The 12,647-nt window shown below is 64.3% G+C and carries 13 protein-coding genes; 8 read left to right on the forward strand and 5 right to left on the reverse strand.

The genetic code is table 11. The annotated features are described in order from the left end of the window. Positions 1-77 precede the first annotated feature (77 nt). Positions 78-287, reverse strand: a complete 210-nt coding sequence (locus tag B0E46_RS00450; protein WP_077553745.1) for a cold-shock protein — start codon at positions 285-287, stop codon at positions 78-80. Positions 288-643: 356 nt separating this feature from the next. On the opposite strand from B0E46_RS00450, the gene B0E46_RS00455 reads away from it, so the two are divergent. Beyond that, on the forward strand, positions 644-1,102 hold the full coding sequence (locus B0E46_RS00455; RefSeq protein WP_077553746.1) for a hypothetical protein: 459 nt from the start codon (positions 644-646) through the stop codon (positions 1,100-1,102). Between the two features lie 13 nt (positions 1,103-1,115). Here B0E46_RS00455 and B0E46_RS00460 read toward each other — a convergent pair whose 3' ends face one another. After that, positions 1,116-2,363 carry a crosslink repair DNA glycosylase YcaQ family protein gene (locus tag B0E46_RS00460; RefSeq protein WP_077553747.1) on the reverse strand — a complete coding sequence of 416 codons (1,248 nt, stop codon included), beginning with the start codon at positions 2,361-2,363 and terminating at the stop codon, positions 1,116-1,118. A 198-nt stretch (positions 2,364-2,561) separates the two neighbouring features. On the opposite strand from B0E46_RS00460, the gene B0E46_RS00465 reads away from it, so the two are divergent. Further along, the gene (locus B0E46_RS00465; protein ID WP_077553748.1) at positions 2,562-2,930 is read left to right on the forward strand and encodes a hypothetical protein; all 369 of its coding nucleotides are present in this window, start codon (positions 2,562-2,564) and stop codon (positions 2,928-2,930) included. Positions 2,931-3,048: 118 nt separating this feature from the next. Here B0E46_RS00465 and B0E46_RS00470 read toward each other — a convergent pair whose 3' ends face one another. After that, positions 3,049-3,531, reverse strand: coding sequence for a peptidylprolyl isomerase (locus tag B0E46_RS00470; protein ID WP_077553749.1), 483 nt, complete (start codon positions 3,529-3,531; stop codon positions 3,049-3,051). 120 nt (positions 3,532-3,651) lie between these two features. Between B0E46_RS00470 and dacB the strand changes: the two genes are divergently transcribed. Beyond that, entirely contained in the window at positions 3,652-5,187 is a 1,536-nt protein-coding gene (dacB, locus tag B0E46_RS00475; RefSeq protein WP_077553750.1) for a D-alanyl-D-alanine carboxypeptidase/D-alanyl-D-alanine-endopeptidase, read from the forward strand. Positions 5,188-5,202: 15 nt separating this feature from the next. Here the strand turns inward: dacB and B0E46_RS00480 are convergent, their stop codons facing one another. Further along, positions 5,203-5,688: a glutathione peroxidase gene (locus B0E46_RS00480; RefSeq protein WP_077553751.1), complete on the reverse strand. Its 486-nt coding sequence runs from the start codon at positions 5,686-5,688 to the stop codon at positions 5,203-5,205. Positions 5,689-5,790: 102 nt separating this feature from the next. On the opposite strand from B0E46_RS00480, the gene B0E46_RS00485 reads away from it, so the two are divergent. From B0E46_RS00485 to B0E46_RS00495, 3 genes are all read left to right on the forward strand, one after another. Then, on the forward strand, positions 5,791-6,801 hold the full coding sequence (locus B0E46_RS00485; RefSeq protein WP_077553752.1) for a methionine ABC transporter ATP-binding protein: 1,011 nt from the start codon (positions 5,791-5,793) through the stop codon (positions 6,799-6,801). Next, entirely contained in the window at positions 6,798-7,475 is a 678-nt protein-coding gene (locus B0E46_RS00490) for a methionine ABC transporter permease (protein ID WP_077553753.1), read from the forward strand. The genes B0E46_RS00485 and B0E46_RS00490 overlap by 4 nt, the downstream gene beginning before the upstream one ends. A gap of 229 nt (positions 7,476-7,704) precedes the next feature. Beyond that, positions 7,705-8,496, forward strand: a complete 792-nt coding sequence (locus B0E46_RS00495) for a MetQ/NlpA family ABC transporter substrate-binding protein (protein WP_077553754.1) — start codon at positions 7,705-7,707, stop codon at positions 8,494-8,496. Between the two features lie 32 nt (positions 8,497-8,528). Here the strand turns inward: B0E46_RS00495 and pncB are convergent, their stop codons facing one another. Further along, positions 8,529-9,713, reverse strand: a complete 1,185-nt coding sequence (gene pncB, locus B0E46_RS00500; protein WP_077553755.1) for a nicotinate phosphoribosyltransferase — start codon at positions 9,711-9,713, stop codon at positions 8,529-8,531. Positions 9,714-10,072: 359 nt separating this feature from the next. Between pncB and B0E46_RS00505 the strand changes: the two genes are divergently transcribed. Together B0E46_RS00505 and B0E46_RS00510 are read left to right on the forward strand one after the other, a co-directional pair. Next, entirely contained in the window at positions 10,073-10,882 is an 810-nt protein-coding gene (locus B0E46_RS00505; protein ID WP_077553756.1) for a cytochrome c, read from the forward strand. A gap of 115 nt (positions 10,883-10,997) precedes the next feature. After that, the gene (locus tag B0E46_RS00510) at positions 10,998-12,638 is read left to right on the forward strand and encodes an acyl-CoA dehydrogenase family protein (RefSeq protein ID WP_077553757.1); all 1,641 of its coding nucleotides are present in this window, start codon (positions 10,998-11,000) and stop codon (positions 12,636-12,638) included. The last annotated feature ends 9 nt before the right edge of the window (positions 12,639-12,647 follow it).

The raw sequence follows: 12,647 nt of genomic DNA on the forward strand, positions 1-12,647 counted from the left end.
GCGGACTGTCACGGCCATTATCCAGGCAAGAAAAAACCGGACATCGCTGCCCGGTTTCCCCTACATCCGAAAGCCAATCAGGCCGGGGTCACTTCGTCGGCCTGCAGACCCTTCTGGCCCTGCACCACCTTGAAGGAGACCTGCTGGCCTTCCTGCAGGCTCTTGAAGCCCGAGCCGGCGATCGCGCGGAAATGCACAAAGACGTCCGGGCCATTGTCGCGGGCAATAAAACCGAAGCCCTTGGCGTCGTTGAACCACTTGACGGTACCGATCTGACGATCTGACATGCTAATCACTCCATGGGGTTTTAAAGACTCGACCTGCACACTGCGGCAGGCCGGCTTACTGGTGTGCAAGGAAACAACCCTAAGGTGAACGATGAGGCAGATCGCGGATCGGCTGCATCGGGCCACAAACTCTGCTGACCCCGGCAAACACAGTGGGCAAATCATAACGGCAGAATTGGGCGGATGCGAGATTACGCGGCACCGCACAAAATGGATTCGTTTTCACCGAATTTGTCCGGCGGATGACAAATTCAGATTTTCTTTACCTCGAACCCGCTCTAGTGTGAGCCCACCCTGTCGATAACTGCCGATTCGTTCCTGCGCCCGGCAAGTGTCCATCACCGAGGAGCACGAGCATGTCCATCCTGCCTCGCCTGAGCCTGACGTGCACGATCGCCGGCCTGTTGCTGGCCGGTTGCGCTCACCAGCCCACGACCCAGAACACGCCGAAAACCGCCGCCTTGCCGGCGACCGCCGCTGCCGGCAGCCGCACGGCATATCCGCACCACCCAGCGGCCAGCCAAGGCCATATCACCGTCCAGGGTGTCGAGCTGCCCGACCACACCGGCATTCCCGCCTGCGACGACTACCTGTCCAGTTACCTGGCCTGCCATCGCGCGGCCGCCATCTTTCCGCCAGATCAACTGGAATATCGCTACCAGCAGATGCGCACCAACCTGCTGATCGACTCGCAAAACCCAGATATCCGCCCACAACTGGCCGCCCGCTGCAACTCGCTGGCGGCCAGTTTGCGCGATGCCCTGCATGGCAAGTCATGCGCGGTGAATCCAGCCTCTGCCAGCAGCGCACCTTGAGCATATGGCGCGCCTATTCCCCGGCGCGCCAAGCTGCCCGCAAAGCCTTTGCCAAGGTCACCGGCTGCGTACGCCCCAACCTGATCGTGGGCGTGCCATGCCAGCGCGCCGTATCGGCGATCGCCGTGGCCAGCGCCTGCACCAATCCGTCATCGGGCACCACGCCCGGCTCCAGGAACAGCGCCTTGACCTCGAACGCACCCTCGCCACGGTGCGCCTTGGCGTCCAGCCGGCCAACCAGGCGGCCACGATGCAGGATCGGCAGCACGAAGTAACCGTAACGCCGTTTCGCCGCCGGCGTGTAGCACTCGATGGTGTACTCGAAACCGAACATCGCCAGCGCCCGTGCCCGATCCCACACCAGCGGGTCGAAAGGCGACAGCAGCGCGGTATGGGTCGCGCGCAGACGCCCCCGCAGCGCCCGCGACAGCATCCCGGCATGATCGCGATGCACATAGCCAGGTATCTTCCAGTCCTGTACCGACACCCTCAGCAGATCGCCACGAGCCAGCAAGGGCGCCAGCTCCCGCTCGGTCACCGCGGGTTTCAACCGGTAGTAGTCGGCGATCCAGCCGGCCTGGGTCACGCCCAGTGCCCGCACGCTGTCGAGGACGAAGCGTTGCCGCAGCTCCGTTGCAGGAAGGGCGGCGGCGGCGATATCGAATGGCGGATCGAGCTGCGCCAGCACGTTCGCGGCGAGATCGTATATGCGCTGAAAATTTTCGCGTCGCGCGACCATCAGCTCACCCAGCGCAAACCAGGCCTCCAGCCAGCGCTTCTCCGGCTTCCATGCCCACCAGCCCGGCTTGGCCGTTCTTGCATCGCCCTCCTTGCGCACGAAATCCGCCGCGCGTACCGCGCCGGAGACGCGAACGCCTTCGAGCAGCGCGTCCATTTCCGTGCGTTGTTCGCGATGCATGCGCTCGGCATGTCGTTGCGCCCAATGGCTGCCGCGCTGGCCCAGCCAGCCGCGATGCAAGCCGACATCGGCCGCACTCACAAAGCACGCCTCATGCGCCCAGCACTCGGCCAGCTGACCTTGCGCCAGCGCTTCGTCCAGCCACTCCATCGGATAAGCGCCGAGACGGGCATGCAGCACCAGGTACGGGCTGCGCGCAACCACATGGATGGTGTCGATCTGCAACAGGCGCATGCGCTCGATTGCCGCCACCACGTCGCTGCGCCGTGGCCGTCGGCGCAATGGCTGCAGCAGCCCCTGCGCCGACAATTGCAGCAGGCGCGCCTGCGCAAGACTCAGCATGTGACGGTTACCTGAAGCTGCGTGCAACGACACGGCAGCTTCACGCCATCATGACCAAGATGTTGAGCCGGCATTTACATAGTCCTTGTTAGCGTAATCCCCAGTCCGGTAGCCGACGGCGAAAATCTCTGCGCTGAATCGGCAGCGGATGTCCCCACCAAAGTTCTTCCCCTCAGTATTCTGGCATGGAGCATCGATATGAAATCTCACAAGCCTCTTTTATCCGCCCTCACCGCCGCTGCGTTGTTGTTCGCCGGCTCGCTGATCGCCCAGGATGCACCATCTCCACCGCCCGCACCGGCAGCGTCGATGGCCAGCCCTGCACCAACGGAAAGGGCAGCCTATCCGACGCCACAAGGTCAGGTCATCGTGCACAGCGCACCGGCGCCTGCACCGGTGATCAATCCGGCACCCTCGTTTGAACAATTGTCCGGTGGCGGCAAATGGATCAGTGAGGATCAGGCAGCCGCCTATCCGCCGCTGGCCAATGACTTCCTGAATGCCAGTCACAACGGCAAACGCGTCAGCAAGGCCCAGTACGACAACTGGGTCAAGCAACTTCAGTAACTAAGGTCACCATCCGTACCTACCGGCTCGTTGTCGAGAAGGTGGCTGGGCAAATGGCAAAGGCCCGCTGACTTGCGTCAGCGGGCCTTTGCCATGATCACCTGGGCGCGGGGACCGATCAGTGGTGATGACCACCGGCGCCGTGCACGTGGCCGTGTGCCAGCTCTTCCTCGCTGGCAGCGCGCACGTCGGTCACCTCGATCGCGAAATGCAGGGTCTTGCCGGCCAGCGGATGGTTGCCGTCGATGAACACCTTGTCGTCCTCGACCTTGGTCACGGTGACGTTGATCTCGCCCTGCGGACCGCGGCCCTGGAACTGCATGCCGGGCTGGATGTCCTCGACGCCCTGGAACGCCGCGCGCGGAACCTCCTGCATCAGCTCGGCGTGGTGCACGCCGTAACCTTCTTCGGGCGTCACATCGGCGGTGAACTTGTCGCCGGCTGCGCGGCCTTCCATCTGCTTCTCCAGGCCCGGCACGATATGGCCGCTGCCATGCAGATAGGTCAGCGGCTCGCGGCCTTCGGAGCTGTCGATGACCCGGCCCTGGTCGTCGGTCAACGTGTAGTGGAAGGCAGCAACGGAGTTCTGGGCAATCTGCATGTAAGTCTCACAAATAGGTTCAAGTCCGCCGGCCAGATGCCGGCACGAGCGCGCAAGGTTAACAGAACCGCGACAGACGGCCCGGCTGCGCAGGCTGGCCGGATTGGCGATACTGGGGCCATGAGCCCGCCGCCAAGCCGTTTTCGACACCGTCTCGCCTCGCTCCTGTGGCTGGCCGGCACATGCTGGCTCGGTACCTCGCTGGCGGCGGCACCCCCGGCCACCACCACCCCGACGGCACTGGCGGCGCAGATCGATGCACGCATCGGCCAGGATCGCTTCACTGCGGCCAGTTGGGGCATTGCCGTGATGTCGCTGGACAGCGGCCGCATGTTGTACGCGCATCGCGCCGACCATCTGTTGCAGCCGGCCTCCACCGCCAAGCTGTTCACCGCCGCGCTGAGCCTGGCCACGCTGGGCGCGGATTACCGCATACCCACTCGTTTGCTGAGCAGAGGTCCATTGCGTCATGGCCGTCTGGATGGCCATTTGATCCTGTACGGCATGGGCGACCCTACCCTTGGCACCGGGGAAAATGCCGACTGGGCCGACCGACTGGCAGGTCAGTTGGCCGCGCATGGCGTGCATTCCGTGCATGGCAACCTGATCGCCGACGACAGCTATTTCACAGGCCCGTCGTTCGGTAGCGGCTGGGAGGCCAGCGACCTGCAAAGCTGGTTCGCGGTACCGTCCTCCGCGCTCAGCGTGCAGGAGAACGTCGTCGACGTCACGGTGACTCCCGACACCGCCCCGGGCCAGCCAGCCAGCCTCACCCTCGCGCCGCATGACGGCATCCCGGTCGTGCTCGGCCAGCTCACTACCACCTTGCCTAACACCTCCAGCGACATCAACCTGTATCGCGCACCGGGCACCGACCGGCTGTATGCCTTCGGCAGCGTGCCTGCCGGCTCGACACCGCAGCATTTCAGGCTGGCCATGACGGATCCGGCCCTGCTGGCCGGACGCGAGCTGCGCCAGGCGTTGACACGCCATGGCATAAGCGTCAGCGGAAAGTTGCAGGTGCTGCACTGGCCGCAGGACGATGCCGGCCTGCTGGCCCATGCCAGCACACTCGGCGAAGTGCTGTCGCCGCCCTTGCTGGACATCCTGCAGCGCGGCCTCAAGCGTTCGCAGAACCTGTACCTGCAGAATCTGTTGCTGACTGTCGGTGCACACGAACAGGCGCGTACGGCAGATCCCGCCTCCGGCTTCGTGACTACCGAAGGCTACGCGATCCGTGCGCTGCAATCCCTGCTGGCGCAGATCGGCATTCCGCCCTCGGCGAGCATGATCACCGAGGGAGCCGGCTTGTCACGCCGTGACCTGGTGACACCGAACGCGCTGGTGCGCCTGCTCGGCTATCTGGCTGCACAGTCGTATGCCGTCCAGTTGCACGATGCCCTGCCGGTCGCCGGCGTGGACGGCACCCTGGTCAATCGCATGCACCAGACCGCGGCGGCCGGCAACGTGCACGCGAAGACCGGAAGCATGAGCGGCGTGCACTGCCTGGCCGGCTACGTCACCAGCGCCACCGGCGAACGGCTGGCTTTCGCCATCATGCTCAACAACTACGAACCGGCGGCCGACGCGCCCCGTGCCGGCAGCGAGCTGGACGCCATCGCCGAACTGCTGGCGAACTATCGCGGCGGCGAATGAAGCCGCCTGGCAGCATCAACCAGCCAGCCGCGCCAGGATGTCCTTGCCGATCTTCGCTGGCGTATCGGTGGGCGCATAGCGCTTGACCACCTGCCCGTCGGCATCGACCAGGAACTTGGTGAAGTTCCATTTGATCGACTCGCTGCCGAGGATGCCCTTGCCCTCGCTTTTCAGCCACTGGTACAGCGGATCGGCGTGCTCGCCATTGACCTCGATCTTGGCGAACATCGGAAACGTCACGTCGTAATGGGTGCTGCAGAAATTCTTTATCTCGGCCTCGTCGCCGGGCTCCTGGTGGCCGAACTGGTCACACGGGAAACCCAGCACCACCAGCCCGTGATCGCGCTGGTCCTGCCACAGTGTCTCCAACCCGCTGTATTGCGGGGTGAAACCGCATTTGGACGCGACATTGACGATCAGCAGTGTCTTGCCACGCCAGTCGGCGAGCGAGTGCGGGTTGCCATCGATATCGCGGACGGTGAAATCGTAAACGCTGGGCATGGATGGACTCCGTTCGGGTAAGCCGATTCAGCAGTCTACGCCATCGCTGGCCGTGCCCGTGACATAGAATGCCGTTTCCGCCCGCAGACCAAGCCCCCCGCCGTGATCCGCTTTGTCGATGTCCACAAGTCCTACCGCGTCGACGGCCGGGACATTCCCGCGCTGCAACCCTTCAGCCTCGACATCGCCGAGGGCGAGGTGTACGGCATCATCGGCCTGTCCGGCGCCGGCAAATCGACGCTCATACGGCTTATCAACCTGCTCGAACGCCCCAGTGGCGGCCATGTCTTCGTCGGCGACGTCGAGATGACCGCGCTGGCCGAACTGGCACTGCGCGCGCAGCGCCGCAAGATCGGCATGATCTTCCAGCACTTCAACCTGCTCGCCTCGCAGACCGTGGCCGACAATGTGGCCTTTCCGCTGCGGCTGGCCGGCGAACGCGATGCCGGCGCCATCCGCTCCCGTGTCGACGAACTGCTGGCGCGGGTGGGACTGACTGCGCACGCGGGCAAGTATCCGTCGCAACTGTCCGGTGGCCAGAAACAGCGTGTCGGCATTGCGCGCGCACTGGCCAACCGGCCGACGATCCTGTTGTGCGACGAGGCGACCAGTGCGCTCGATCCGCAGACCACCGCTTCGGTACTGGATCTGCTGGCCGAGATCAATCGCGAACTCAAGCTCACCATCGTGTTGATCACCCATGAGATGGATGTGGTGCGGCGCGTGTGCGATCGGGTGGCCGTACTGGATGCTGGCGTGATCGTCGAGCGCGGAGCGGTGGCTGATGTATTTCTTCATCCCCAGCATCCGACCACCCGGCGCTTCGTCAACGAGGCTTTGCCGGAGGAAGCCGCCAGCGAACTGGCGCCGTTCACCCAGGTGCCGGGGCGCATCTTGCGCCTGAGCTTCCGCGGCGACACCACGCTGACCCCTGCACTCGGACGCGTCGCCCGCGAGACCGGGATCGATTTCAACATCCTTGCCGGGCGTATCGACCGCATCAAGGACCTGCCCTACGGCCAGCTGACCCTGGCCATGCAGGGCGAACGCGTGGATGCCGCGTTGGCCGCACTGCGCGAGGCCGGCATCGAGATCGAGGAGTTGCACCGATGAGCCTGCTGCAGAAACTGTTCCCGAACATCGATGACTGGGGCGAGCTCGGCCGCGCCTGCATCGACACCCTGCTGATGCTCGGCGGCTCGCTGCTGCTGACCGTGCTGATCGGCCTGCCGCTGGGCGTGCTGCTCTATCTCACCGGCAAGGGCCAGTTGCGGCCGATGCCCCGGATCTACGCCGTCACCTCGCTGCTGGTGAATGTGCTGCGCTCGGTGCCCTTCATCATCCTGATGATCGTGCTGATGCCGGTGACCTATTTCCTGGTCGGCACCAAGCTGGGCATCCGCGGCGCGATCCCACCGCTGGTGATCGGTGCCGCACCGTTCTTTGCGCGACTGGTGGAAACCGCGTTGCGCGAGGTGCAGCAGGGCGTGATCGAGGCCAGTCAGGCGATGGGCGCCAGCTTGTGGCAGATCGTGCGCCACGTGCTGCTGCCGGAAGCGCGCGGCGGCATCATCGCCGGCATCACCGTCACCGCGATCGCGCTGGTCGGTTACACGGCAATGGGCGGCGCGATCGGCTCCGGCGGTCTGGGCGACCTGGCCTATCGCTACGGCTACCTCAGCTACAAGTCCGACTACATGCTGGTTACCGTGGCGTTGCTGATCGTGCTGGTGCAGCTGCTGCAGATGATCGGCGACCGCATCGTGACACGGTATAAGCAACGCTGATTTGGTTATTTGCGTTCGGCGGCATGGGCAGCCTACTTTCGTTGGCCGCCCATGAGAATCGCTGCCATGAGATTGCTGCTCGCCGCCGTCGCCGCCATCCTGGCCCTGCTCCTGCTGGCCGGCTATGCCGCGCCGAAGACGTGACGCATTACAAGCAATATTCACCCCATGTTTGTGTTTGGCAGTATAGACGGCTTATTATTGTGCGCCGCACAAGTGAATGTTTGCCATGAGAATGCTGCTTGCCGCCCTCGTCACCACCCTGGCCCTGCTGACGGGCTGTTCCGCGCCCAAGGAGGACGGCCAGACGCTCCGCGTGGCCGCCACCGCGATTCCGCACGCGGAAATCCTCAAGCAGGTCAAGCCGCTGCTGGCCAAGGAAGGCGTGAACCTGGAGATCAAGGTGTTCGCCGACTATGTGCAGCCGAATACACAGGTAGCCGAGAAGAACATCGACCTGAACTACTTCCAGACCAAACCCTACCTGGATGCATTCAACCGCGAGCACGGCACCAATCTCACCATCATCACCGGCGTGCATATCGAGCCATTCGGCGCGTATTCGCACAAATACAAAAGCATTGATCAGTTGCCCGACGGGGCCAGCGTGACCCTTCCGAACGATCCCAGCAACAACAGCCGCGCGCTGTTGCTGCTGGCGAAACACGGGCTGATCACGCTGAAGGATCCGAGCAACGAGCTGTCCACGCTGAAGGACATCACCGCGAATCCGAAACGCCTGCAGTTCCGCGAACTGGAGGCGGCGATGCTGCCGCGCACGCTGGACGAGGTGGATCTCGCCCTGATCAACACCAATTACGCCCTGGCCGCCGGCCTCAATCCAACCAGGGACGCGCTGCTGATCGAAGACAAGGACTCGCCCTACGTCAACTACCTGGTCGGTCGCCCCGACAACCAGAACGACCCGCGCGTGCAGAAGCTGGCGAAAGCGCTGACCAGTCCCGAGGTGAAGGCTTTCATCGAACAGAAATACCACGGCGCCGTGCTGCCGGCGTTCTGACGCCGTTCGCACAGGACTCGGCGCAGAGCCACCTAACCCTGCGACGCGGGTATCTCGAATACCTGGCGCAGGTAGGCCACATAAGCCTCGTCCTCGCACATGTTCTTGCCGGGCGAGTCGCTCAGCTTGGCCACCGGCTGGCCATTGCAACGGATCATCTTGATCACGATGTTGAGCGGCTCCGGCCCCACGTCGTTGGTGAGGTTGGTGCCGACGCCAAACGCGAGCAGGCAGCGGTCGCGAAAATGCGCGTACAGCTGCATCACCATCGGGATATCCAGCCCGTCACTGAACACCAGCACCTTGTTGCGCGGATCGACCCGGTTCGCGCAGTAGTGCGCCAGCACTTTCTCGCCCCACGCGAACGGATCGCCGGAATCGTGCCGGGTGCCGTCGAACAGCTTGCAGAAATACATGTCGAAATCGCGCAGGAACGCGTTGAGTCCGTAGACATCGGACAAGGCGATGCCCAGATCGCCACGGTATTCCTTCGCCCACGCCTCCAGCGCCGCCACCTGCGAATCGCGCAGGCGCGGGCCTAGCGCCTGGTGCGCCTGCAGGTATTCGTGCGCCAGCGTGCCGAGAGGGGTCAGCCCGAGCTTGCGCGCCAGCCACACGTTGCTGGTACCGGCCAGCTGCGTACCGAGTCCGTCGCGTAGCGTGGTCACCACTTCTTCCTGCCACACCCGCGAATAGCGCCGGCGCGTGCCGTAGTCGGCAATCCGGCAGCCGGAGTAATCCGGCGTATCGCGCAACAACGCGATCTTCGCTTGCAAGCGGCGGCGCCCCTCGGCCAGATCGCGACCTGCACTGGTGCGACGGAAGTACACCTCGTTGACGATCGCCAGCAGCGGCACCTCGAACAGGATCGTGTGCAGCCACGGCCCACGGATGCGGATCTCGATTTCGCCGTTGCCCGATGCGGAGGGCGCGATCTCGACATATTTCTCGTTGAGCTGGAACAGGCCCAGGAAATCGATGAAATCGCTCTTGATGAAACGCCACGCCCGCAGATAGGCAAGTTCCTCCACGGTGAAGCGCAGCCGGCACAACGCAGCCAGCTCGGCACGGATCTCGTCGATGCAGGGCACCAGGTCGACGCCCGGATTGCGGCACTTGAAGCGATACTCGACCTGCGCGGCCGGATACTGGTGCAGCACCACCTGCATCATCGAGAACTTGTACAGGTCGGTGTCGAGCAGCGAGTCGATGATCATCAGTTGCCCACAGGGGAGAAAGCTACGCGGCCATTATCCATGGCAGAGCACATCGCACCCTCTTGCGGCATACAAAAAGAAACCCCATCAGCCAGGGGAGGACTGACGGGGTTTGTCAGGCGGCATCCGGGGGAGGAAGGCCGGCCCCTCAGTGACACGATGTGCTGTGCCACTTCTTGTCGCCATCACGGCGATACGTGTGCTTAGTGTGGCCAGCGCGCCGTGAGTTCAACGTGTATGTCGAAATTTGTTCAGCTTTCCGACAGGCTAGGAGCATGCTGCTGTCGCTGCATGTGAATCGCATAGTCATCGACATGCGTGAACCTACAATTTCTTTACATCCCTTGCCGGAGCCTCTGATGAAGCTGCTCACCCTATGCCTGCTCGCGTTGTGTCTGGCCTTGCCCGCGACTGCTGCCGAGCTGAAAGTCGACCTCGGCCATGGCCTCGTCGCCTATCGCACCGAAGCCCTGCTCAAGCGACAGGATGCACGCACCATCAGCGTGCCAGCCGATGTCGCGTTCGGGCGCACGATGCAATATCGGGCAGTCCCCTTGCTCGCCCTGCTCAAGGGCATCGCCGCAGACGATCACCTGCAGTTCGTCGCCGGCGACGGCTTTGCCGCCGAGATTCCCGCCGCGCTGTTCCTGAACAGGCAGGGCAGCGAAGCGTGGCTGGCGATCGAGGACCCGGCACACCCCTGGCCGGCACTGGATGAAAATCATGCTCATGCCGGGCCGTTCTACATCGTGTGGACGCAGCCGCAGGCCGCCCATGTCAGTCCGGAACAATGGCCTTACCAGCTCGCCGCGATCCGCAGGCTGAGCGATGTCGCCGCACGCTTCCCGGCGATCCTGCCCGATCCGTTGCTGCCACCGGGCAGCGAGGTGCAGCGCGGTTTCGTCGTGTTCCAGCACACCTGCTTCGCCTGCCACACGCTCAACGGTGAAGGCGATGCGAAGCTCGGGCCCGATCTCAATATCCCGCACAACCCCACCGAGTACCTGCAGGCCGGCCTGCTGCGCGCGTACATCCGCAACCCGCAGTCGCTGCGCTACTGGCCGCAGGCCAGGATGCAGGGCCTCGATGCGCATGCGCTGTCCGATGCTGATCTGGATGCCGTGCTGGCGTATCTTCGCCATATGGCTACACGCAAGGTGACGCACTGACTCCGGCGAACTCGATCCCGCAAGCACTTCCGGCATATCGCCCGGCCGCTTGCATTCCATGGCAGATCGACGCCGGGCAAATCGAAGCACCCAAAGAATCAGGACTTGGACCACCATGGGCTTCCTGCAGGATCCACCGCAACTGCCGCACCCGTATCGCAGCGATCGCACACTGCTGGCTCTGCTCGATCGTGCGCTGCCTGCCGCGCGGCGCGCAGCGCTGGACGTCGATCTCGATGCACTCGGCGACTATGCACAGACGGCCTGGCAGCGCACCTGCAGCAGCGTTCGCCGCAAACCCGTACTGACCCAGTGGGACGCCTGGGGACAGCGCGTCGATCGCATCGAACTGACGCCCGCCTGGCAGGAAGGCGCGGCGATGACGACACGGCATGCCGTACTCGCTGCCGGCCATGGCGACAGCGCACATGGACGGCTGGAGGAATTCGCACGCGTCTACCTGTATCACGTGGCCAGCGAGTTCTATACCTGCCCGCTGGCGATGACCGATGGAGCCACCACGGCGATCAAGGCATCCGGCAATCGCGAACTGATCGAACGCGCGCTGCCGCATTTCCTCAGCCGCGACGCTTCGACGTTCTGGCTCAGCGGCCAGTGGATGACCGAGAACACCGGCGGCTCCGACGTCGGCGGCACGGAGACCATCGCGCGACGGGGCGCGGATGGACAATGGCGGCTGCACGGCCGCAAGTGGTTCAGTTCGGCCGTGGTCGGCGAAGCCGCACTGGCGCTGGCACGACCTGAAGGCGCCGAAGCGGGCACGGCTGCGCTGGCCCTGTTCTACGTCGAGACGATGGAGGGCGGCAGGCGCAAGCCCGGACTGGTGATCGACCGTCTGAAGGACAAGCTCGGCACGCACGAACTGCCCACCGCGGAGATCCATCTCGACGGCCTGCCCGCATGGCCGCTGGGCGAACTTGCCCATGGCGTGCGCCAGGTGGCGCCGATGCTCAACGTCACCCGCACCTGGAATGCGATCTGCGCGATCGCCAGCATGGCGCGTGCGATCAGCATGGCGCGTGATTACGCCTCGCGACGGCAGGCGTTTGGACGTCCCCTGATCGAGCAGCCGCTGCATGCGCAGACGCTGGCCGACATGCAGGCCGAGTTCGAGGGTGCCTTCGCGCTCGCATTCGAAGTCGCCCACCTGCTCGGTCGTGTCGAACGCGGCGCTGCCGCGCCACACGAGGCCGCCTTGCTGCGCCTGCTCACGCCGCTGGCCAAGCTATGGACCGGCAAGCTGGCCGTGAAGCTGTGCTCGGAAGCGCTGGAGTGTTTCGGCGGCGCCGGCTACATCGAGGACACCGGCCTGCCGCAGCTGCTGCGCGATGCGCAGGTGTACGCCATCTGGGAAGGCACCACCAATGTGCTGTCGCTGGACAGCCTGCGCGCGCTGGCCGGCGATACGTTCGCCGCCTTGCGCACGGGGATTCATGCATGGTCGGGCGACGCCGATGATTCCGCTGCGCTAGGCGCGATCCAGGCCACGCTGGATGCCGCCACCGCGTACCTCGACGGACATGCTTCGAATCGCGAATCGCTCGAAGCCGGTGCGCGTGGCCTCGCCTTTACGCTGGCGCGTTGTGCCAGCGCCGCACTGCTGGCACGCCAGGCGAGCTGGTCGAGCCGTCATGGCGATCCGCGCCCGGCAGCGGCATTGCAGCGTTTCGTTGGCCACGGCCTCAACCGGATGGTGGCGCCGGACGCGCGCAACACGGCCCTGCTGCTGGGCTAGCAAACGGTC

Origin of the sequence: Rhodanobacter sp. B04 (assembly GCF_002001125.1) — a bacterium.
GTDB lineage: Bacteria > Pseudomonadota > Gammaproteobacteria > Xanthomonadales > Rhodanobacteraceae > Rhodanobacter.

Excerpts from the sequence above, each read along its gene's own strand:
- B0E46_RS00450 (WP_077553745.1), bottom strand. The coding sequence starts at position 287 with ATGTCAGATCGTCAGATCGGTACCGTCAAGTGGTTCAACGACGCCAAG.
- B0E46_RS00455 (WP_077553746.1), top strand. The coding sequence starts at position 644 with ATGTCCATCCTGCCTCGCCTGAGCCTGACGTGCACGATCGCCGGCCTG.
- B0E46_RS00460 (WP_077553747.1), bottom strand. The coding sequence starts at position 2,363 with ATGCTGAGTCTTGCGCAGGCGCGCCTGCTGCAATTGTCGGCGCAGGGG.
- B0E46_RS00465 (WP_077553748.1), top strand. The coding sequence starts at position 2,562 with ATGAAATCTCACAAGCCTCTTTTATCCGCCCTCACCGCCGCTGCGTTG.
- B0E46_RS00470 (WP_077553749.1), bottom strand. The coding sequence starts at position 3,531 with ATGCAGATTGCCCAGAACTCCGTTGCTGCCTTCCACTACACGTTGACC.
- dacB (WP_077553750.1), top strand. The coding sequence starts at position 3,652 with ATGAGCCCGCCGCCAAGCCGTTTTCGACACCGTCTCGCCTCGCTCCTG.
- B0E46_RS00480 (WP_077553751.1), bottom strand. The coding sequence starts at position 5,688 with ATGCCCAGCGTTTACGATTTCACCGTCCGCGATATCGATGGCAACCCG.
- B0E46_RS00490 (WP_077553753.1), top strand. The coding sequence starts at position 6,798 with ATGAGCCTGCTGCAGAAACTGTTCCCGAACATCGATGACTGGGGCGAG.
- B0E46_RS00495 (WP_077553754.1), top strand. The coding sequence starts at position 7,705 with ATGAGAATGCTGCTTGCCGCCCTCGTCACCACCCTGGCCCTGCTGACG.
- pncB (WP_077553755.1), bottom strand. The coding sequence starts at position 9,713 with ATGATCATCGACTCGCTGCTCGACACCGACCTGTACAAGTTCTCGATG.
- B0E46_RS00505 (WP_077553756.1), top strand. The coding sequence starts at position 10,073 with ATGAAGCTGCTCACCCTATGCCTGCTCGCGTTGTGTCTGGCCTTGCCC.
- B0E46_RS00510 (WP_077553757.1), top strand. The coding sequence starts at position 10,998 with ATGGGCTTCCTGCAGGATCCACCGCAACTGCCGCACCCGTATCGCAGC.